The following is a 19,891-nucleotide window of genomic DNA, read 5'->3' as shown; positions in this document are numbered from 1 at the left end:
AACCGTCAGGTCTCTCTCATAATCATTAATACATTTTACTTTTTACATGGTACAAAAAATTACATTGTACAAAATCACCTACCACGGACTAATTCCTATCTCATCCTCAATATCATTACTGTAAAACTGTCCTGTTGGGGCGTTGTCATCAGTCAGCGTGTGTTTAATAATGAAAGATGCGGCGCTTTCTACAGAACCCGGACCACTGTGGGCATTGAAATCAGTTGCGGTATAACCGGGATCAATTACATTGACTTTAAAAGGAAGATCTTTTAATTCATACGCTAATACAATAGTGTAAGCATTTAAAGCTGCTTTTGATGTTCCGTATCCTGCTGTTTTAAAATTGTAATATTTCCAGGTAGGATCGCTGTGTAGGGTTAAAGAACCAAGTCCCGAGGTAATGTTACTGATTCTCGGACTGTCAGATTTTTTAAGTAAATCTAAAAAAGCCTGTGTAACACTGATTACTCCAAAGAAATTGGTGTCAAATACATTTTGGATCTCTTTGATCGAGGTCTCTGATGCCGTTTGAGGGTTGGTTCCTAAGATACCTGCATTATTGATCAGGATATCCAGTTTTCCCTGTTCTTTTTCAACAATATTTTTGGCTGCTGCGATTGAATCGGGGTTGGTAACATCGATTTCAATGGCTTTGATATTCTGATACCCATTTTGATTAAGTTCCTCTACTACGGCTTCTCCTTTTTCGAGATTACGACTCCCTAAGTAAACGAATAATCCTTTTGCTGAAAGTTGTTTTGTTATTTCAAGGCCAATACTTCTGTTGGCTCCTGTTATTAATACTGATTTCATTTTCTTGTTTTTATTTAATAATGTAAAGGTCAAACATTTGAAAATAAAATCTTTTGCCATTTGACAAAAAGTGATCTTAGCGTATATTTTTTCTTATTCTACTGAGTGAAGATTGCGTAATGCCTAGGTAAGAAGCGATATAGGAAAGCGGAATACGGTTAACAACGGTAGGATAGATCTCTAAAAACTTGAGGTATCTCGTTGTTGCATCCTCCGAAACCAAAGGACTTCTTCTTTCCACTTTTTGGATCAATGCTCTTGAAATAATTTTATGAACAATGGCTTCCCATCCAACAATAGTCTGTAAAAGCTCCAGCCAGTCTTTCCTTGAAAAAACGATCATGGTACAATCAGTAACTGCCTGAACATAGGTACTTGAACAGATTTCATTATCAAAACTTTCCAGATCTACGACCAGATTATTTTCTTCAATAAAATATTTGGTGATCTCTTCGCCTTTATTATCGTAATAGCAGACCCGTAAAATACCATCCACGATGAATCCTACCTGACGGGCAATTTTCCCTGCTTCCGAAAAATAGGCATCTTTTGGAAAATGAAGTTCAGTGGCTTTGCTTGTGATAAAGTCGATTTGCTGTTGGTTGAGATTTCCAAATCTTAAAATAAAATCGAATAGTTCTTTCATGTCCGAAATTTATACAAAGATAAATCTAAAGTATTTGTCATTTGGCAAAAAGTGAATAAGCTACTGGTGTTAATATCAAATTGGGAATGTTTATATGCAAAGACGCAAAGTTTTTTTTAGTTATTGCGTTTTTAAGACGCAAGGATTTTTATCTGCGATAAAAATTTCAAACAATCTGTATGATCTGCAAAATCTGTAAGAAGCAAAAAGTTCTTAAACACTTAGCTATTTTAAATTTAAATAATTATGCATTTGAAATATACATAAGATGAAAATCGAATAATTTCTTGTTTAAATTATCAAAATATTGATGTTAGATTCTTTCAGAATGACAAAGATTGAGGATCAATGAGTTATCGGATTTTAACAATTTTCCGATATGATTTTCTTCAAAAATCAACTGGAAGTGATGATGAGACTTTGATCGTTGTGTATACCGTCAGTTCGAGTGAAATTATTTGGAATGTAATGGAAAATAATTTTGTATCGAGAACCTGTTGCCGTAGTTTTGAATTTGTCATTAATTACATTTAATCTTCGATTTCACAACGAAGAAGAAAGTTATTCATTTAATCAAAATCGACACGAAGTTATGGCTGTTCAATTCATTATTTTAGAGATTACTTACTTATAAGCAACTTTGCTGGAATGATAGCTAGTGTGGTATTGGCATTGGTTTGTCATTAAGATTTTCTCCTACGTAATAATCATCAATAGTAAACATTTTATTTTCCCATTTAGATTCAATTTTTTTTGAATCCTCTGTTCCATTATTCAATTTTTTATAGAAGATTGTCTGGGTTTTTGTGTCAAAACCAATTTCAAAATTTTTAAAATAACGGCTGGGATAATTGGCTTTGATACGTTTACTGTTTGCAAACCTTAAATACTTCCTTAGATTTCCATCGCTCTTTCCATCATAATCAACAGAATTTAATTTGAATGACCTCCCTTTAAATGCATTGACAGCTTTCCATTGATTGTTTTCAGTGCTTACAACAAATGCTCTCTGTCCATGATCTCCCATGTCTTCGACCAGTAAAATATGAGTGTTATCAATTGTCTCAAATTTTGAGATCGGGGCATTCGATGTTAGTGCTTTGCTTTCAAAAACAATTTTGTTCTTTGCATTATCTTTTATATAATAAGTGCCTTCTCCATTTAGTTTATAGTAATAAATTATATATTGCTTTTGACTTATTGTAAAGGGTTGGATATAAAATGAAACAAAATTGGATAACTGATAATCATAGATGGGATAAAGGATAACCTGATCATACACATTGTTTTCTAATGATTTATTGTAAGGATCGATTCTTAAAGATTTGAAAGAGTAATTGTTGTTGCCAATGATGTAATCTGTTTTATTATCGATGCTGTTATTTTTTAAATGATCCAAGTTCTGACTGTCTTTATGCATGATAAATTCAAGAAATGCTTTTTCAGCATTTTGTTTGAATTTTATGGTATTGGCTTCTGTTTTAGGCGTTGAATTTATTTTACCAAGATCATAATTGATTAAAAAATCAACCTCTTTTCTGAATTTTTCCAGTTCCTTAACCTGGCCGAATGAATAAAAGCCCAGCAATAGCGCTCCAAGAAATAAAGACTTAAGTTTCATGTTTTAGTTTTTCAATAAGGTTCTAAATATATTAAAATTATGGAATGGTTGCTTTAAATAAAAAAGAAACCCGAAGGCTTCTCTTTTATATTTTAATTACTTAAAACAGGAATCAAATGTTCCCAATTCAGCTGTCTTGCATAATCGAGTGCTGTTTTTCCGTTCTTGGCTTGTGCATTCTTATCAGCACCGGCTTCCAGTAAGATTTTTATTGAAGTTAAATTTCCAGCAATTGTTTCTCTGTGAAGAAGTGTAAATCCATTTTCGTCTGCATAATTCATCTCATCAGGATAATCTTTTAAAAACTGAGCAAAATTTTCCCTGGAGTTTCTACTCATTGGATGTTCGATGAGGTTTTCAGGTTGTTCTTTCTGCCCATGAACGATTTCAATGTCGTTATAATCTCCAAAGTCCAGCCCCCAGGCTTTGTCATGTTCTTTTCTTTCTGAAGCTGACATATCGGAACGCATCTTCTGAATGGTAAAACCACCATAAGCTTTTGGTAAAGGTTCTGCTGAAGATGAGAAAAGTTTAGAGAGGCCTTTGGGCTTTGGGGTCATTGGGGCCATGGCAAAAAGCCAGTCGCTGATTTCATTTAAAGGGACATCCACATAATCACCAACTTCTATATTGGTAAGGTCATTGGGTTGGTTGATCAAGATTCCTTTTACACGATCACCATCGAAATCAATTTCATTCAGCCACATATGTTCTACGATTGGCTCATCAGAATCTGGGTTTTCCTGAGAAAAAGCAGCTTTTACACAAGAAACATTAAGTCCCGGAATAATTCTGTTATACTCCCAGGATTGTTCCCTCCAGAAGTATTTAAAGGTTTCCTGTGCCTTTTTATAGGCTTCAATCATTTTCGGATTGCTTCCGTCTGCAAAAAAAACGGTACTGTTTTCCATTGTATCTAAAATATTTTGTGATTAAGGTTAAAAGAAAGAATCGGAATAAGTTGCTGAAAAGCATTACAAACACTTATAAAGCCGAACTATTTAATGGACTAAAATACGAAAAATAGTACTTGATGGTTTGGGATTTATGATAAAATTTTCTTAAAAAACGAGACTAGATGTAGTTTTATATTGAGCAATGTTAATAAATATTTGGCAAAGCTGGTGTAAGAAATTTTTAAAATACCTAAAATTGCACATTGAAATCTGAAGGTTTAATAAAAGGAGAAAAGTTAAATGGGAATAGTAAAGAAGTTGTTTTTTTTAATGTTGATTGGTGCTTCAAGTTTAATCTTATCACAGACTAAAGCGAAAGTAATAGGTGTCAAAGATGGAGACACTATTTTGGTTCTTGACCAAAATAATAATCAAACCACATTACGCCTTGCAGAAGTAGATTGTCCCGAGAAAGGACAGCCATTTGGAAAAAATGCCAAGCAGTTCACGAGTGATCTTGTTTATGGTAAACAAATCCAATATTACAAAACCAATTCTGACCGATATGGTAGAATAATAGCTAAAGTGTATTTTAATAATGACCAGTATCTCTCTGAAAAAATTATAAAAGAAGGTTTTGGATGGTGGTATTATCAATATTCTGATAACCAAAATTTAGGGGTATTAGAATCTAAAGCAAGATCTCTTAAATTAGGACTTTGGTCGGGTAGTGGAACCGTTTCACCGTGGGAATGGAGAAAAGCAAAAAGAGCAGCTTATCAAGAGAGAAAAGCAAAAGCTAAACTATCATCAATCTCGTTAAAGGAAATTTCAAAGTAAATTGACTGATTTCAATTTTAAGTTGTCTTATTAAAGAATGTTTTTTGAAGGTTAAACATCCTTTATAAAGTCTTCATACTCATAATAAAATCTTTCGAAACCATCCATTTTTTCAACAAAAAATTCGAAAATATCACTCCAGGTGTTTTTATTAAAGATGGAAACGTTATGTTTTTCGATCCAGATTTTACTGATCACTTTTCCGTTATCTAAAGTGAAATATTCATCTTTATTGAACTCGCCTACATAATCTTTAAGAATGTCCTCCAAAGACCATATCTTCTCATAATACGCGTTCCTAAAGATTTCATCCTTCATTTCAATATCCAGAGAAACTTCAGCTTTTTTATTATCTGCATTAAATTTAAATGCAAAGTCTTTCACTTTTGTATCATATAACATCCATTTTCTTGGAAACGACTTACCAAAAGCCGTCCAAAACTCCTTCTTTAGCTGCTGTGCTTCTTGTTTACTGAACATAAAACAAACTTAATGAATTATAAGGAAAAGTGCAAAAGTATAGATATTGAAATCGCAGGATAAGTAATTTAATCCATTTACCTAAATCGGGGGAGATCGTGTATAAATGATTAGAATTATGGGAGTAGAAGTCTTTATTAATGTAACTTAGTACAAGATACATAGTGTCGCTTGTGGCTAAGTAGAGCTTATTACACAATTGAAACTATTTTCTTAAATTTGCTGTAATGTTGTCAAAAAAATCTCAATATGCTTTTAAGGCACTTTCATATCTTGTAGAAAAAAGAAATGAAGGGCCTACGCTTATTTCCGAAATCGCAGAACATAAGAAAATTCCGCTGAAATTTTTGGAAAATATTCTGCTTGAACTAAAAAAATCAAGCATCCTTGATAGTAAGAAAGGAAAGGGTGGTGGATATTTCTTTAAAGAAAACCCTGCCAATGTGACGCTTGCTAAAATTATCCGTTTAGTGAACGGACCTATTGCTATGCTTCCCTGTGTAAGTTTAAATTTCTATGAAAAATGTGATGACTGCAATGAAGATCACTGTGGTCTACACGATGTACTTATCGAAGTTCGGGATGCCTCACTTAGGATCCTTGAAGAAAAAACATTAATGGATTTGATCGACTGATCTGATCCTTTTTTTTGAATTATTAGTCTACATTTTTGGTAGGATAATTATTTTGTTTGATATTTGCAAGACGCCAAATGAACAGACTATGATTCCAAAAAATGATGCAGATGCATTAAAAAAGCTTTCAGGAGAGGATAGTATAAAGATTGTCTCTAAATTGCCATATAGATTTATCTTTTCAGAATCCATGGACGGAAATTGGAACCTTATAAAATTAATGATTGTATAAGATGGTAATTTCAAGAAAAGTCCAGGTAAGGCTGAATGTGCTGCTGATTACTATTGCAGTATTGTTTATTGTAATTTTCTCAATGTATAATTTAGGATATCTAGACGAACTCCTGAATATCTTAGCCAAAGACAATTATATTTTTTACTGGATGCTTTTAGTAGGTGTTTTTGCAGAAATTGTAGCTGGATCTATGGGAATGGGTTATGGCGTAATATGTACAACAACACTGCTATTTCTGAATATTCCGCCCCATATTGTAAGTGCAAGTATTCATTCTGCGGAAAGCTTTACGACGGCTGCAGGAAGTATAAGTCATATCAAACTGAAAAATGTAAGTAAAAGTTTAGTTAAGAAATTAGCCATTCCTGCGGTAATAGGAGCGGTTATCGGTGCTTTGTCTCTGACTTATCTGGGCGAGTATTATTCTAAGATTACCAAAACCATCATTGCTTTTTATACTTTGTATCTTGGTATTCAAATTCTTTCCAATGCTTTTAAGCCCAAACAGAATAGAGCTTTAAAAAGGAAAACAAATCTTACGAGATTAGGCCTGATCGGAGGTTTTATAGATTCTTTTGCTGGTGGAGGATGGGGACCGTTAGTAACGGGGACTCTAATTAAAAATGCTTTTACACCAAGGTTTGCAGTAGGAAGTTCAACGGTTGCCAAATTCATTTTAACTATTACCGCAGCAGTTACCTTCTTTTTTACACTGGGAATTCAACACTGGAATATTATTCTGGGACTTTTAATGGGTGGGATTGTAACGGCTCCTTTTTCAGCGATGCTTACAGCGAAGCTGCCTGTAAAAAAGATGTTTTTGTTTATCGGAAGTTTGGTCATTGTGATGAGTTTAATTACTATTTATAAATCCATTTTCAAATAAACATCTGATTGTTGTGGAAAAATAAAGGCCTTAAAAATACATTCGGTTTTGAAAATATTTTACTTTTACACGATAATAAATAGAGTATGAATTTACATATCGTTGCGCTTTTTAAGTTTCATGAAAACTACTTAATGGAAGCGGTGGAATTATTTCAGAATTTAGTAAGGGAAACAAGAAAAGAAGAGGGCTGCCTGCAGTATGATCTTATTGAAGATAAGGATAATAAAGGAACCTTTTTTATGATTGAATTATGGGAAACGGTAGAACACCATAATAATCATGTAGGTCAGGATCACCTTCTAAATTTTCGTACCGATACTTCCAGGATGATGGAAAGTTCAACTGAGGTATATAAAGGATTTAAGATCTACTAAGAAACTTAATTTTAAAAGGCTGCTTACAGTGGTAGGCAGCCTTTTATTAGAAAAAATAGAAAGTATTAAAATTTAAAAGTTTTATTTTACAATTAACTTTTTGGTTTCGGTGTTTCCACCATAAGTTATTTTTACCAGATAAGTTCCGGAAGTAAGTGTTGATAAATTCAGGTCTTGCTTATAGAAACCGGTTTGATTGGTTAATTCAGCTTTGTAAACTTGCTTCCCTGAAAGATCATATACTTCAACATTTCCTTTGTTGTTTGCTTTTTCTTTTACATCAAACAAAATTGTTACTTTTTTATCAGATGCTGTAGGATTCGGATAAATTCCAAAAGAAGCTTTTGTGCCTACTTCTTTAATTCCTAAAGTAGAGGTAATGTTTTTGTATTTGAAGTACATATTACCTGAAGTGGCACCACCATTAGATGTAAAGTACATTCTGTAATAATCAGCCCCTTGTTTTACATAGTAGACAACATCATTATAAATTCCTGAGGTAGGTTTCCATGAATGACCAATTGCAGTAATATTACTGGAAAAAGCATTGGATGCAGGAATAGTAGATGTGGCAGTTGCCTGTGTTTCTGGTTTTACCTTTGCTACGGAAATTGTTGGACTTTGAATAGCTCCTGACATTCTGTACTTCATTGTTTGTGGGTTTCCCTGTGGGTCAACATAAGGATAATCAGTCCAATATCTTGTAAACATCAGATCCCAATTAGCTTTTGATGGTTCAAGGTTGGCTACTTTATCTCCTGTAGCGAAAGAAAAGTAATTAAAATAAGCATCATCCGTTCCATTGGCTATAGTTTTTGTTTGGGTAGCATCCCAAGATGTTCCATTCCATTTTGAATATTTAAAAGTATATCCACCAAAATAATCAGTAATCATGAATTTCACATACGTATTTGTGGTCACATATTTTAAAACGAAAACCACTTTTCCATCAATATGATGTGTTCCGCCATTATAATCACCCCATCCATACATTGCAGTTCCCTGTTCAAATGCCCCTTCCTGAAGAGAAGTAGTTTGGTCAGGATTATACAAAGGAGCCCCCCAGGAAGCAATATTGATAATATTGATATTATCCCAATCTGCAGGTACGGCAGAAGCCTGATATACTTCTACGTTTTGAGCATCATTGATTCTGGTTCCAAAACTCATGCTTGAATTTCTGAAGAAAGCAACATCCCAGGTGTCTGCTGGTTGCGATACAATATTATTGGCACTAAAATCAAAAAACACACGATTTTGGTAATTTGCTCCTGTTGTTAAATTAACCGTAGTATATCCATTTGCATCTGTTTGTGCCAATACTGTCTGTTGAACACCGAATGCAAACATTGAAGCCAAAAGTAGTTTTGTTCTCATCTCCTTAATTATTATTTAGAATTATTCTACAAAAGTATGTTTTTATTTTTAATGAGTCTAAATAAAAACATGATTTTTATCTTGTTTGACCAATTAATCACACAATTTTATCTGTGTTGATCGATATTTAGAGATGCTTTTAAATGAAAAAAGGGCGGCTTTATAAAAGCCGCCCTTAATAAAAACGTAAGGTAATATCTAATAAATCTTACTTTTTAATAAATTTTGATTTCGTTACTGAACCTTCAGCGGTTTCAATCGCGATATAGTAAATACCAGTTTGAAGTTTACTGATATCAAATCTTTGGTTATTTAGTTTTCCTTCAGCTAATTTTTGTCCAGTCGCAGAATAAATCTGAATATTCTTCGGATCTTTTTTAGATACAAATTGTAAAGCGGTGTTTTCTGAGTTTACAGCAAACTTGATAGTGTTTGTTGATTTTAGATTATTAGAAGTGCCAAGTGATCCTGCAGCAGTTAATACAACATTATCTAAACGTAATGCCTGGTGTACCATACTTGCAGAAAATTTAAATGCTATATACTGATAAGTTGAAGTAGGAATATTTACAGTTGTAGTTGTTGCTGTAGAGCTGCTTAATGCTATGGCATTTCCAATAGGAGTAAATGTTGACATATCTGTTGGACTTGCCACTAATCCAATTTGAAGAGTTCCAGTTCCTCCTGGTACACCTCCAATTCTTAACGTACTTACTGATAAAGTCTGACCAACGGTTGGTGCTACAATTTGTGGTGAAATTAAGTAAAACGGTACGTTTGGAGAAAATAGTGAATATGCCTGAATATATTTATCAGCTGTCCCTTCAACAGTTAAAATAGGGTCTGAAGCAGGATCCACAACATTAATTTTTGTAGTCCAGTTGTTTTGTGGTAATGACCCTGTACCTACAGTAGCAAACGAATCAAAGTTTTCATTGATAGATGCTAATTGAGCATTAGCTGTAATAGCGGAAAACATAAAAGCTCCAAAAAGTAGTTTTAGTTTCATAACATTATTTTTATTTAGAATTATTCGACAAAAGTAATAAATTATTTTTAACTGTTCTAAATAAAGCATTATATTTGTCGAAAATTTTGCGTCTATGAAGAAGAAGGTGCTTTCTATACTCTCATTATCCACTGTCTTGTGGATGAATGCACAGGAAAAAGATTCTCTAAATCAAAAACAGATAGAAGAAGTTGTCGTTACGGGACAATATAGACAACAATCAATTAATAAATCCATTTATAAAGTTGAAGTGATCAATGAACAACAGATTAAAAATATGGCGGCTACCAATGTTGCCGATGTTTTAAATCAAAGTTTGAACGTTCTAATTGTTTCTGATCGTAATTCAGGAAACTCAACAGCGAGTCTTATGGGACTTGGCGGAGAATATACTAAAGTTCTTATAGATAATATTCCTGTTGTGGGAGATATTGGTCTTGGGAATAATATAGATCTTACGAAATTGAACATTAATAATGTTGAACGTATTGAGATTGTAAGAGGATCAATGGGCGTAGACTATGGAAGTAATGCTGTTGCAGGCGTAATTAATATTATTACCAAGAAGAACAGTCAGAAAAAGTTGACTTTAAATGCTTCGGTACAGGAAGAAACTGTTGGTAAAGAGTATGACTGGTATAAAAAAGGAGAAGGAAGACATATCCAAACTTTAAATGTAGGATATAATATTGATGAGCATTGGTATGTTGGCGCTAATATAAATCGTAATGATTTTCAGGGATTCAAAGGGAGTCAGGAGGGGTATAAATACTTTGAACAAGATAAAAAAAGAGGCTATTTGTGGCAGCCAAAAGATGTTTTAAATGTTGATGGAATATTGAGATATAGTAAAAATAAGACTTCAATTTTCTACAAATTTGGTTTTTTAAATGAAAAATTAAATTACTATAATCCTACTGTTCAGGAATATTTTTATGATGTAGAAAATATGACATATGCCGGAGTAGATAGAGACTATAAAACGACACGATATCTAAATCAGCTTAATGTACAGACTAAATTGGGAAGCATAAATTATACAGGTGATTTCTCTTATCAAACACAGGATAGAAAATACAGAGATTACACTTATGATATTCCTAACAGAAAGCTGGCTAAAAGTAAAGACGAGTATCAATCTTATAATAAGTCAGATGTTTTTTATTCCAGAGGTGTATTTAGTAATTTTTTAGATAGTAAAAAAATTGATTTCCAATTAGGATATGAATTAGATCATACCTCAGGTTATGCTGGTAATATCGCAGGAGATTTTGGTGGTACGGATAACATCAAAAGAAAAATATTTAATTATGCTAATTTCATGTCTGTTGAATGGAATGCAACAGATTGGTTATCACTTCGTCCGGGCTATCGTTTAGCCTTAAGTGATAAGTTTAATACTTTACATAATTACTCTTTAACTGCAAGAGCAAAAATCACTGAAAATGACAATATTAGATTGGTGGTTGGTAGTGCAAACAGATTTCCAAATTTTGATGAATTATATACTTTTAGAGTAGATAGTAATCATGATATTCGTGGAAATGAAGATCTAATTCCGGAAGAAGGTATAACGGCCTCTTTAAATGCAGGAAAAAGAATAAAAACATCTTCTGGTTGGGATCTTAACTTGGGAGCAAGTGCAACTTATATGAAAGTAAAAGACAGAATAGAACTTGCTTTAATCAATCCACAACCACTAAAATATAAATACATCAATATAAACAATTTCCGTTCTTATATTTTTGAAGCTAATTTCCGGGCTCAAAAAGGACCGTTCTCGTTTGCTGCAAATGGAACTTATTATGGAATTTCAAAAGAATTAAGTGAAGGTGGTGTTACCTCACCAGATGATTTTTTTGGAACTTTTGAAGCTAATGTAGCTGCAAACTATACTGTACCAAAGTTTAATACGACTTTGTCCTTATTCTATAAATATACTGGAAAATCACAAATGTTTGTTTTAGTATCTCCAGATCTAAAAACATCTCATTACGAAATTGGAGAACGTGGAGATTTCAACATGATGAACTTTATTGTTACCCAACCTTTCTTTAAAAATCATTTTGAAGTGAGCTTAGGGGTTAAAAATATTTTTGATGTATCCTCTGTAAGAGATACCACTATACCTGGAAATGCTCATGAGTCAGCAGACCCAAATTCGAATCTTTTTTATGGCAGAAGTTACTTTGCAAGAGTAGGCTATAATTTTTAAAATTAAAAAAATGAAAAAATTACTATTGTATCTTTTAATAGGTGGATCGTTTATTTCACAATCTTGTATTAATGACAATGAAGATCCGGTACCATATACTGCTTCGCAAGGAGTAACCGTTGATGCACGTGTTGGTGGCCCAACGGAACCCAATCAAGTGTGGATCGATTTAAGTAATGTAGATCTTCAGGGCCAACCCAGCCAAGTACTTACGACCAGAACCGACTGGGATCTTGCATTTTATTCTGGATCTGAATTTAAAGTTGTATTAAATTCTTCAATTATTATGGCTGCTTCAAAAATTCCTAATGCCACAGATATTAATGCTGTTAATTCATTAAGTGTAGCGTCATTACAAGGCCTAGTACAAGTTGCAAATTTCAAACCGGAGAATACGATATATATTGATGATGTAAAAGGAGATTTTCCAAATGGTTATACTGCAATTGGAGAAGTAAAAGCAACTGAATCTGAAAACGGAATTTACCTTATTAATATGGGTAAAGAGGTTTATCAAGGAAGTGTTGCCGTAGGATCAGTAGCGAATGGTGGAGATGATAGAGGCTGGATGAAGTTCCAAGTGATAAGAGAAGGTGCTGCTTATAGAATAAAATATGGTGATCTAAATGCAACAGGTTCTCAGATTAAAACGGCAATAATCAATAAGAACGCTGCTTACAATTATAATTTTTTCAGTTTAAAGAATAATCAGGAAGTTTCAATTCAACCTGAGAAAAATAAATGGGATCTTTGTTTTACTGTATTTACGAATATAATTGAAGGAGCTGGAAGTTATGTATATGCAGATTTTGTAACAACAAATAATATGGGGAATGTTGGAGCTTATGAAGTGCATGTCTCTTCAGGATCTACAATTGAAGCATTTAATAACTTTGATATTTCAAAAGTGGATAATACAAAATTTGTTCATAATGATCAACGGGTAATCGGGTCAAATTGGAGAGAAGTAGGACCTTCAGGATATCAGGTAAAGGGTGATGTATTCTATGTAATTAAGGATGCCGCCGGAACTTATTATAAGTTAAGATTTACTAGACTTACGAGTGCAGAAGGTGTACGAGGAAATCCTAAATTCCAATACAAAGTTTTATAATAAATCAAATAATAGTATATCATGAAAAAAATAATTTTAGTGGCATCCGTACTTTTAGCGGTGTACTCTTGTAAAAAAGAAGGGGCTAAACAAGAAAACGGAACAGAAACGGTTTCATCCGAAACACCAAAAAGTAATAATAAAATTGTAACCTTAAACGGTGGAATTACAGAAATTGTAAGTGCTTTAGGGCATGAAAAAGAAATCGTAGGAACTGACGTTACAAGTACTTATCCGGAAACTTTGAAAGCGACAGCTAAAGATCTGGGACACGTAAGATCAATGACTATTGAGCCTATTATGGCTGTAAACCCGACATTGATATTAGCTTCTGATAAAGATATTAACCCTGAATTACTGGGGAAAATCAAATCTTCAGGAATAAAAGCTGAGGTTTTCAAACAGGAATATTCAGTTGAAGGAACTAAAAAATTAATCGAACAGGTTGCAAAAGCAATTGGAAATACAGATTATCAGAAATTAAATGATAAAATAGATGCTGATCTGAAGCAGGTACAGCCGATTGCTAAAAAACCTAAAGTATTGTTCATCTATGCGAGAGGAAATATGTTGATGGTTTCAGGTACAAAAACGCCAATGGATGCGTTGATCAATCTTGCTGGCGGACACAATGCAGTAAGTGAATTCGAAGATTTCAAACCATTGACTCCGGAAGCAGTTGTAAAGGCTAACCCGGATGTACTGTTCTTCTTCTCATCAGGCTTACAAGGAGCAGGAGGAAATGAAGGTGCTCTTAAAATGCCGGGTGTTTCTCAGACGAACGCGGGTAAAAATAAGAAGATCATCGCTATGGATGGAGGCTTGGTATCAGGTTTCGGACCAAGATTAGGAGAGGCTGCAGTTGGATTAAACAAACTATTAATTGAAAGCACAAAGTAAATTATACTTTTATTTAACTTTAAGTACCATACTGCTTGTTATTATAGCAGTATGGTCACTTAATACTGGGGTTTATGATTTTAGCGGGGCTTCTCCGTATAAAATTTTATGGCAGGTAATAAAAGGAGATGAGGGTTTATCATTAAGTGATAAATATGTAGTATGGGATGTTCGTGCTGCAAGAATTATTATGGCCATTTTAATTGGCAGTATGCTGGCTGTTTCAGGAACGGGATTGCAGGGACTTTTTAAAAATCCATTGGCAACAGGGGATTTAATTGGATTGACTTCAGGGGCAACACTACTTGCTGCAATTGCTATTGTTTTAGGTGGATATTTCAAACAGTATCTTCCTGAAGTTGTACAATTTTCCTTAGTAGGTATTTCTGCTTTTATAGGAGCTTTTCTATCTATGATGTTGGTATACAGGATTTCTTCAAGCGGTGGAAAAACGAATGTGGTCATGATGCTGCTTACAGGGGTTGCTATCACTGCGATTGGTTTTTCAATCACTGGTTTTTTGATCTATATTTCAAAAGATGAACAGTTGAGAGATTTAACGTTCTGGAATTTAGGGAGTTTAGCTGCAGCAACCTGGACGAAAAATATTGTTTTAGTGACTGTTTTGATTATTTCTTATGTCATTTTGATACCGAAAGGAAAAGCGCTAAATGCGATGATGTTAGGGGAAAAAGATGCTCAGCATTTAGGAATTAATGTTGAAAAACTAAAAAAGCAGATCATTATCATTGTAGCATTGATGGTTGGAACCTCAGTGGCATTTTCAGGAACGATAGGTTTTGTGGGTCTTATTGTACCTTACATTTTAAGGCTTTTATTCAAATCGAATTACGCTTTTATCCTTCCTTTGTCTGCAGTTTGTGGAAGTATTCTGCTATTAACGGCTGATACTTTCAGCAGAAGCATTGTGCAGCCTTCAGAATTACCGATTGGTATTCTCACTGCACTAATGGGTGGACCTATTTTTATAGCTATTTTAATTAAATTTAAAAAATCACTGTAATGATAAAAGCACATCAAATCAGCTATAAACATAAAGAATTTCATATTCTGGATGGAGTAGATGTATCATTGGGATATGGTGAGTTTTTAGCTATTGTAGGACCAAATGGAGCTGGGAAATCAAGTTTACTTAGTGTTCTTGCAAATGAAGTAAAATCTGGAAAACAAAAGGTTTTATTTAAAGATAAATCGATCAGTGAATGGAATGTAGGAGAATTATCCAAACATAAAGCTAAATTTTCTCAACATAACAGCAATGATATTCCTTTGGATGTAAAAGATGTTGTCATGATGGGAAGGTATCCTTATTTTGATGCACAGCCGAGAAAAGAAGATCTTGAAGCGATGAATAATATGATGTATGAAACGGATGTATATCATTTAAAAGACAGAGAATATAATACACTATCGGGAGGAGAAAAACAGCGGGTACATCTTTCACGGGTATTGGCACAATTACAAAATGAGATCGCTCATAAATTACTGTTTTTGGATGAACCCCTGAATAACCTCGATGTTAAACATCAATATAAAGCGTTAGAAATTATAAAGAAATTCACTACAAAAGCAAACAGTGCCATCGTAGTTTTACATGATTTGAACTTAGCGGCTCAATATGCCGATAAAATATTATTAATGAAATCAGGACGTGTTTCAGCTTATGGGACGCCGGAAGAAGTTTTTACTGCTGAGAATATCAGCAATGCGTATAACTTCCCATGTACCATTTGTGATCACCCCTTAACGAATAACCCAATGATCATTTTTGGATAACCATGGAAAAAGATGAACTAAAAATCCTCGCTCAAAATCTTGCCAACCCACAGGGAGAAAAAGGGATCGAGATTGGTGAAATGATGAATGCTACGAATATTAGCATGACTTCGGAAAGCATCAGAACATTACTGATAGAAGATGACGAAGGCATTCTGGAAATTGGACACGGGAATGCGGGACACCTGAAAACTATATTGGATAAAGCAAAAAATATCCGCTATACAGGGATCGATATTTCTGAAACAATGCATAATGAAGCCAAAAAAATAAATAAGGAATTTGAAATACAGGCTGATTTTGTATTATATGAAGGAAAGAAACTTCCCTTTCAAGATAAAACATTTGACAAGATATTTACAGTCAATACCGTTTATTTTTGGGAAGAGCCTGTTGCATTTTTAAATGAAATTTACAGAGTCTTGAAAAGTAACGGAACATTTGTACTGACTTTTGGACAACGTGATTTCATGGGAAAGTTACCATTTACACAGTACAATTTTAACCTGTACAGTAACGAAGAAATGGAAGAGGTGGTTTCTAAAAGTCATTTTAAGAGAATGAAGATTTCGGAAAAAGAGGAAGAGATAGCAAGTAAAACAGGAAACGAAAAAATAACAAGAATTTATACAGTTTTAACCATAAAAAAATAAAATAAATAAAAATGAGCACATTAGTTAACGAACTGAAAGAAAAGTGGGACGCTCTAAAAGCAGAAAATCCACATTTAAGAATAAGAAATGCTGCTTTACAATTAGGTGTAAGCGAAGCTGATTTATTAGTAACTAATATCGGTGATGGGGTAACCATTCTAAAACCAGAATTTCAAAATATTTTAACTGAGGTTGAACAATTAGGTAAGGTAATGGCTCTTACCCGTAATGACGAGTGTGTTCATGAGAGAAAAGGGATTTACCTTAATGGAGACTTCAGCAGCCCTCATGCACAGCTTTTTGTAGGTGAAGATATCGATCTTAGAATCTTCCTTAACTCTTGGAAATTTGCTTTTGCAGTAGTAGAAGGAGATAAAAAAAGTCTTCAGTTCTTCGGAAAAGACGGATTGGCTCTTCATAAGATCTACCTTACAAAAGACAGTAATGCAGAAGCATTCGATACCATTGTTGAAAAGAATAAAGCTGAAGATCAGAATGAAGTTTTCACTTTCGAAGCAATTGCACCAAAACCAGCTGAAAAACCTGATTCTGAAATTGATGCTGAAGGTTTCAAAAAAGCATGGACTGAGCTAAAAGATACCCATGAGTTCTTCATGATGACAAGAAAATTTGGTGTTAGCAGAACACAGGCTCTAAGATTAGCTCCCGAAGGATTTGCTAAAAAAATCGATAATGCTAAAGTAGTCAACATTCTTGAAGATGCTTCTGAAAAGAATGTTCCAATCATGGTTTTTGTAGGAAATAGAGGTATTATCCAAATCCATACTGGAAACATTAAAAAAACACTTTGGCACCAACAATGGTTCAATGTAATGGATCCTGATTTCAATTTACATTTGGACGTAACTAAAATTGATGAAGCATGGATCGTTAAAAAACCAACCGAAGACGGAGAAGTAACAGCTATTGAAGTTTTCAATAAAGAAGGAGACTTCATCGTTCAGTTCTTTGGAAAAAGAAAACCTGGAATTCCTGAACTACAAGAGTGGAAAGACCTTGTAGCAGAATTGGAAAAATAATAGTTAGATGATTTGATTTAGACCGTTTTGTTTTTTGTAATTCAAAGCGGTCTTTTTATTTTTACATGATAATAGGATAAATGCAAATTAGCCATTCACTGTTTCACAGTTTTACAAAAAACGGGAGCAATGGTGAAAATTAATCAGTGTTTAAAAATTTAAAAGAATAACAATGAAGAATATATTCATCGCAATATTAATGATGGGTTTTGGTTTTACAAATGCCCAAAATTTTAAAGCTTATCAATTTTATGATCAAAAAGGAAAGGAAATAGACACAGATAAATTAGTAAAAGAATTGGCTAATTACGATGTTATTTTCTTTGGTGAAAATCATAATAGCTCTATCAACCATTGGCTTCAATTGAAATTGACAGAAGCTTTGTATGAAAAGAAAAACGGAAAGATTACTTTAGGAGCTGAAATGTTTGAAAGAGATAATCAAGAGCAGTTGAATAATTATTTAAGCGGAAAATTTGATACCAAAACATTGAAGGATTCTGCCCGTTTATGGAATAATTATGCAACGGACTATAAACCGTTAGTTGATTTTGCAAAAGATAAAAAACTGAATTTCATTGCTACAAATATTCCTCGAAGATATGCTTCTCAAACTGCAAAAGAGGGGTTGGAGTCTTTAAATAAGCTTACGGCAAAAGAGAAAACTTATATTGCTCAATTGCCCATTAAAGTAACCCTGGATACACCTGGATATCCTGAAATGAAAAAAATGATGGGTGATCATGCAGAAGGAACAAAAGTAATGAACTTTATTTCAGCTCAGGCAACCAAGGATGCGACAATGGCGGAATCTATCCTGAAAAATATTCAGTCGGGAAAGACTTTTATTCATTACAACGGAAATTATCACAGTAAAGAATTTGGTGGAACATATTGGTATATCAAACAAAAGAATCCCAATCTTAAAATGGCAGTGATCTCTGTTTTTGAATCTGAAAACCCAGAATTGAAAGTTCCGGAAAAAGAATATATCCCAACAGACTTTAATCTGATCATCCCAGCTGATATGACAAAGACTTTTTAATTCAATATCTGAGATATCTTGGTTATAATACAAGTATTTGACTATTTTAGGGAATCTGTAAAATGTAAAAAGTATTCATGTAAAATGATGTTGAAAGTCAACGTAGAAATTGTATACTTTTTGATAAAAAATAATATATCAGGATAATCTTGAATACATTTTACGTTAATACATCAATACAATTAAAAATGATAAAACTATCTTTTCTGTTACTTTGTTTCATGAGTTGGGCCCATGCTCAAAAATTGACATCGAATGAACTTTCAATTATCAACCAGGGTGATATTAGTTCGGCATTACCAATTTATCAGACTACAGATTCTAATCAGCATAAAACATTACTAAGCCTTTCTACAGAAATTGACCCTGTTGATCCGAATACGGCTATATTAGTTAGTAGGATGAAGAAGTCTCTTTTAGCCACAGATGGAGGAGTAGGAATTGCAGCACCACAGGTTGGCATCAACAGGAAAATAATCTGGGTTGAACGTTTTGATAAGAAAGACAATCCATTGGAATATTTTATTAATCCCGTGATCCTTTGGAGATCTGATCTTGAGAATCTTGGACCTGAAGGGGATTTGTCTATTCCTGAATTCAGAGATCAGTTTTATAGAAGCAAGGTGATTCAGTTAGAATATGTCGACCTGAAAGGGCAGAAGTATTCAGAGATTGTGGAAGGTTTTACAGCAGTTATTTTCCAGCATGAAATAGACCACCTTTTTGGAATCTTAATTTCTGATAAAAAGGAAAAAGAAAAGAATAATTCTTATTTGAAAGTGGATGCTTTTCAAAAAGAGAAATAAACAAAAACGGTTATCCAAATTGGATAACCGTTTTTTTATTTTTCAATTTTACTTAAAATCTTGTTGATCGAATTTTTAAGTTCCAATAGATCTTCGGGCTGGACATTTATTTTTTTCAGGATCTTATCGGGAACGCCACACGCATTCTCCTTCAGTATTTTCCCTTTTTCCGTTAAAAATACCTGTACCACTCTTTCATCTTCTTTTTTACGGTTTCTGGAAATAAATCCTTTCGTTTCCAATCTTTTAAGTAGCGGTGTCAACGTACCACTATCAAGAAGCAACTTTTCACCAATATGGGTAACAGGAAGACCATCTTGCTCCCAAAGCACCATCATTGCCAAATATTGCGGATAAGTAATGTCCAGTTCATCAAGAAATGGACGGTATAATCCGGTAATCTCCTTTGCAATAGCATATAGAGGAAAGCAAATCTGATTTTCGAGTTTTAGGTTTTCTGAATTTTCCATGATCTTTTAAATAAGCGTGAAAAGTTAGGATAT

At 33.6% G+C, this 19,891-nt stretch carries 22 protein-coding genes; 14 read left to right on the top strand and 8 right to left on the bottom strand.

Going from position 1 to position 19,891, the window contains the following annotated elements; all coding sequences use genetic code 11:
- Nucleotides 1-78: 78 nt before the first annotated feature.
- The 4 genes from AC3WRL_RS02035 to AC3WRL_RS02020 all read right to left on the bottom strand — a co-directional run bounded on the left by AC3WRL_RS02035 (nt 79) and on the right by AC3WRL_RS02020 (nt 3,994).
- Nucleotides 79-816, bottom strand: a complete 738-nt coding sequence (locus AC3WRL_RS02035) for an SDR family oxidoreductase (protein ID WP_492329620.1) — start codon at nt 814-816, stop codon at nt 79-81.
- Between the two features lie 76 nt (nt 817-892).
- Nucleotides 893-1,462: a Crp/Fnr family transcriptional regulator gene (locus tag AC3WRL_RS02030; RefSeq protein WP_492329619.1), complete on the bottom strand. Its 570-nt coding sequence runs from the start codon at nt 1,460-1,462 to the stop codon at nt 893-895.
- A gap of 655 nt (nt 1,463-2,117) precedes the next feature.
- On the bottom strand, nt 2,118-3,083 hold the full coding sequence (locus tag AC3WRL_RS02025; protein ID WP_492329618.1) for a hypothetical protein: 966 nt from the start codon (nt 3,081-3,083) through the stop codon (nt 2,118-2,120).
- Between the two features lie 92 nt (nt 3,084-3,175).
- Complete coding sequence (locus AC3WRL_RS02020; RefSeq protein WP_492329617.1) at nt 3,176-3,994, bottom strand: YegJ family protein; 819 nt, start codon at nt 3,992-3,994, stop codon at nt 3,176-3,178.
- A gap of 285 nt (nt 3,995-4,279) precedes the next feature.
- Here AC3WRL_RS02020 and AC3WRL_RS02015 point away from each other — a divergent pair, with 285 nt between their 5' ends.
- Nucleotides 4,280-4,819 carry a thermonuclease family protein gene (locus AC3WRL_RS02015; RefSeq protein ID WP_214833845.1) on the top strand — a complete coding sequence of 180 codons (540 nt, stop codon included), beginning with the start codon at nt 4,280-4,282 and terminating at the stop codon, nt 4,817-4,819.
- A gap of 51 nt (nt 4,820-4,870) precedes the next feature.
- Here AC3WRL_RS02015 and AC3WRL_RS02010 read toward each other — a convergent pair whose 3' ends face one another.
- Nucleotides 4,871-5,299, bottom strand: a complete 429-nt coding sequence (locus AC3WRL_RS02010) for a DUF4268 domain-containing protein (RefSeq protein WP_214833842.1) — start codon at nt 5,297-5,299, stop codon at nt 4,871-4,873.
- A gap of 227 nt (nt 5,300-5,526) precedes the next feature.
- Between AC3WRL_RS02010 and AC3WRL_RS02005 the strand changes: the two genes are divergently transcribed.
- From AC3WRL_RS02005 to AC3WRL_RS01990, 4 genes are all read left to right on the top strand, one after another.
- Nucleotides 5,527-5,934, top strand: a complete 408-nt coding sequence (locus AC3WRL_RS02005) for an RrF2 family transcriptional regulator (protein ID WP_214833839.1) — start codon at nt 5,527-5,529, stop codon at nt 5,932-5,934.
- Nucleotides 5,935-6,022: 88 nt separating this feature from the next.
- Nucleotides 6,023-6,166: a hypothetical protein gene (locus AC3WRL_RS02000; RefSeq protein WP_214833837.1), complete on the top strand. Its 144-nt coding sequence runs from the start codon at nt 6,023-6,025 to the stop codon at nt 6,164-6,166.
- Between the two features lies 1 nt (nt 6,167).
- The gene (locus tag AC3WRL_RS01995; protein ID WP_214833834.1) at nt 6,168-7,055 is read left to right on the top strand and encodes a sulfite exporter TauE/SafE family protein; all 888 of its coding nucleotides are present in this window, start codon (nt 6,168-6,170) and stop codon (nt 7,053-7,055) included.
- Between the two features lie 86 nt (nt 7,056-7,141).
- Entirely contained in the window at nt 7,142-7,432 is a 291-nt protein-coding gene (locus AC3WRL_RS01990; protein WP_214833831.1) for a putative quinol monooxygenase, read from the top strand.
- Between the two features lie 81 nt (nt 7,433-7,513).
- On the opposite strand, the gene AC3WRL_RS01985 is transcribed toward AC3WRL_RS01990, so the two are convergent.
- Together AC3WRL_RS01985 and AC3WRL_RS01980 are read right to left on the bottom strand one after the other, a co-directional pair.
- A complete protein-coding gene (locus AC3WRL_RS01985; protein WP_214833828.1) occupies nt 7,514-8,809 on the bottom strand; it encodes a T9SS type A sorting domain-containing protein in 1,296 nt (431 codons plus the stop codon).
- Nucleotides 8,810-9,017: 208 nt separating this feature from the next.
- Complete coding sequence (locus tag AC3WRL_RS01980; protein WP_492329616.1) at nt 9,018-9,818, bottom strand: T9SS type A sorting domain-containing protein; 801 nt, start codon at nt 9,816-9,818, stop codon at nt 9,018-9,020.
- A gap of 94 nt (nt 9,819-9,912) precedes the next feature.
- On the opposite strand from AC3WRL_RS01980, the gene AC3WRL_RS01975 reads away from it, so the two are divergent.
- The 9 genes from AC3WRL_RS01975 (at nt 9,913) to AC3WRL_RS01935 (ending at nt 19,388) form a co-directional block, all read left to right on the top strand.
- The gene (locus tag AC3WRL_RS01975; protein ID WP_214833822.1) at nt 9,913-12,033 is read left to right on the top strand and encodes a TonB-dependent receptor plug domain-containing protein; all 2,121 of its coding nucleotides are present in this window, start codon (nt 9,913-9,915) and stop codon (nt 12,031-12,033) included.
- A gap of 10 nt (nt 12,034-12,043) precedes the next feature.
- Nucleotides 12,044-13,147, top strand: coding sequence for an HmuY family protein (locus tag AC3WRL_RS01970; RefSeq protein ID WP_214833820.1), 1,104 nt, complete (start codon nt 12,044-12,046; stop codon nt 13,145-13,147).
- Nucleotides 13,148-13,168: 21 nt separating this feature from the next.
- Entirely contained in the window at nt 13,169-14,047 is an 879-nt protein-coding gene (locus AC3WRL_RS01965; protein ID WP_492329615.1) for a heme/hemin ABC transporter substrate-binding protein, read from the top strand.
- The gene (locus AC3WRL_RS01960) at nt 14,031-15,071 is read left to right on the top strand and encodes a FecCD family ABC transporter permease (RefSeq protein WP_214833814.1); all 1,041 of its coding nucleotides are present in this window, start codon (nt 14,031-14,033) and stop codon (nt 15,069-15,071) included. The genes AC3WRL_RS01965 and AC3WRL_RS01960 overlap by 17 nt, the downstream gene beginning before the upstream one ends.
- The gene (locus tag AC3WRL_RS01955) at nt 15,071-15,844 is read left to right on the top strand and encodes a heme ABC transporter ATP-binding protein (RefSeq protein WP_214833811.1); all 774 of its coding nucleotides are present in this window, start codon (nt 15,071-15,073) and stop codon (nt 15,842-15,844) included. Before AC3WRL_RS01960 ends, AC3WRL_RS01955 begins: the two co-directional genes overlap by 1 nt.
- A gap of 2 nt (nt 15,845-15,846) precedes the next feature.
- A complete protein-coding gene (locus tag AC3WRL_RS01950; protein WP_261511422.1) occupies nt 15,847-16,497 on the top strand; it encodes a class I SAM-dependent methyltransferase in 651 nt (216 codons plus the stop codon).
- Nucleotides 16,498-16,508: 11 nt separating this feature from the next.
- Entirely contained in the window at nt 16,509-17,537 is a 1,029-nt protein-coding gene (locus tag AC3WRL_RS01945; RefSeq protein ID WP_214833805.1) for a hemin-degrading factor, read from the top strand.
- A gap of 172 nt (nt 17,538-17,709) precedes the next feature.
- A complete protein-coding gene (locus tag AC3WRL_RS01940; RefSeq protein WP_261511423.1) occupies nt 17,710-18,582 on the top strand; it encodes a ChaN family lipoprotein in 873 nt (290 codons plus the stop codon).
- Nucleotides 18,583-18,770: 188 nt separating this feature from the next.
- On the top strand, nt 18,771-19,388 hold the full coding sequence (locus AC3WRL_RS01935) for a peptide deformylase (RefSeq protein ID WP_261511424.1): 618 nt from the start codon (nt 18,771-18,773) through the stop codon (nt 19,386-19,388).
- 35 nt (nt 19,389-19,423) lie between these two features.
- Here the strand turns inward: AC3WRL_RS01935 and AC3WRL_RS01930 are convergent, their stop codons facing one another.
- Nucleotides 19,424-19,858, bottom strand: a complete 435-nt coding sequence (locus tag AC3WRL_RS01930) for a MarR family winged helix-turn-helix transcriptional regulator (RefSeq protein WP_261511425.1) — start codon at nt 19,856-19,858, stop codon at nt 19,424-19,426.
- Nucleotides 19,859-19,891: the final 33 nt, after the last annotated feature.

Source organism: Chryseobacterium sp. FW101-FHT12H09 (assembly GCF_058790395.1).
This window is presented reverse-complemented; position numbering and strand designations above follow the sequence as displayed.

Excerpts from the sequence above, each read along its gene's own strand:
- AC3WRL_RS01940 (WP_261511423.1), top strand. The coding sequence starts at position 17,710 with ATGAAGAATATATTCATCGCAATATTAATGATGGGTTTTGGTTTTACA.
- AC3WRL_RS01945 (WP_214833805.1), top strand. The coding sequence starts at position 16,509 with ATGAGCACATTAGTTAACGAACTGAAAGAAAAGTGGGACGCTCTAAAA.
- AC3WRL_RS02000 (WP_214833837.1), top strand. The coding sequence starts at position 6,023 with ATGATTCCAAAAAATGATGCAGATGCATTAAAAAAGCTTTCAGGAGAG.
- AC3WRL_RS01990 (WP_214833831.1), top strand. The coding sequence starts at position 7,142 with ATGAATTTACATATCGTTGCGCTTTTTAAGTTTCATGAAAACTACTTA.
- AC3WRL_RS01980 (WP_492329616.1), bottom strand. The coding sequence starts at position 9,818 with ATGAAACTAAAACTACTTTTTGGAGCTTTTATGTTTTCCGCTATTACA.
- AC3WRL_RS01955 (WP_214833811.1), top strand. The coding sequence starts at position 15,071 with ATGATAAAAGCACATCAAATCAGCTATAAACATAAAGAATTTCATATT.
- AC3WRL_RS01930 (WP_261511425.1), bottom strand. The coding sequence starts at position 19,858 with ATGGAAAATTCAGAAAACCTAAAACTCGAAAATCAGATTTGCTTTCCT.
- AC3WRL_RS02025 (WP_492329618.1), bottom strand. The coding sequence starts at position 3,083 with ATGAAACTTAAGTCTTTATTTCTTGGAGCGCTATTGCTGGGCTTTTAT.
- AC3WRL_RS02010 (WP_214833842.1), bottom strand. The coding sequence starts at position 5,299 with ATGTTCAGTAAACAAGAAGCACAGCAGCTAAAGAAGGAGTTTTGGACG.
- AC3WRL_RS01975 (WP_214833822.1), top strand. The coding sequence starts at position 9,913 with ATGAAGAAGAAGGTGCTTTCTATACTCTCATTATCCACTGTCTTGTGG.
- AC3WRL_RS02015 (WP_214833845.1), top strand. The coding sequence starts at position 4,280 with ATGGGAATAGTAAAGAAGTTGTTTTTTTTAATGTTGATTGGTGCTTCA.
- AC3WRL_RS01935 (WP_261511424.1), top strand. The coding sequence starts at position 18,771 with ATGATAAAACTATCTTTTCTGTTACTTTGTTTCATGAGTTGGGCCCAT.
- AC3WRL_RS01995 (WP_214833834.1), top strand. The coding sequence starts at position 6,168 with ATGGTAATTTCAAGAAAAGTCCAGGTAAGGCTGAATGTGCTGCTGATT.
- AC3WRL_RS01950 (WP_261511422.1), top strand. The coding sequence starts at position 15,847 with ATGGAAAAAGATGAACTAAAAATCCTCGCTCAAAATCTTGCCAACCCA.
- AC3WRL_RS02020 (WP_492329617.1), bottom strand. The coding sequence starts at position 3,994 with ATGGAAAACAGTACCGTTTTTTTTGCAGACGGAAGCAATCCGAAAATG.
- AC3WRL_RS01965 (WP_492329615.1), top strand. The coding sequence starts at position 13,169 with ATGAAAAAAATAATTTTAGTGGCATCCGTACTTTTAGCGGTGTACTCT.
- AC3WRL_RS02035 (WP_492329620.1), bottom strand. The coding sequence starts at position 816 with ATGAAATCAGTATTAATAACAGGAGCCAACAGAAGTATTGGCCTTGAA.
- AC3WRL_RS01985 (WP_214833828.1), bottom strand. The coding sequence starts at position 8,809 with ATGAGAACAAAACTACTTTTGGCTTCAATGTTTGCATTCGGTGTTCAA.
- AC3WRL_RS02030 (WP_492329619.1), bottom strand. The coding sequence starts at position 1,462 with ATGAAAGAACTATTCGATTTTATTTTAAGATTTGGAAATCTCAACCAA.
- AC3WRL_RS01970 (WP_214833820.1), top strand. The coding sequence starts at position 12,044 with ATGAAAAAATTACTATTGTATCTTTTAATAGGTGGATCGTTTATTTCA.
- AC3WRL_RS02005 (WP_214833839.1), top strand. The coding sequence starts at position 5,527 with ATGTTGTCAAAAAAATCTCAATATGCTTTTAAGGCACTTTCATATCTT.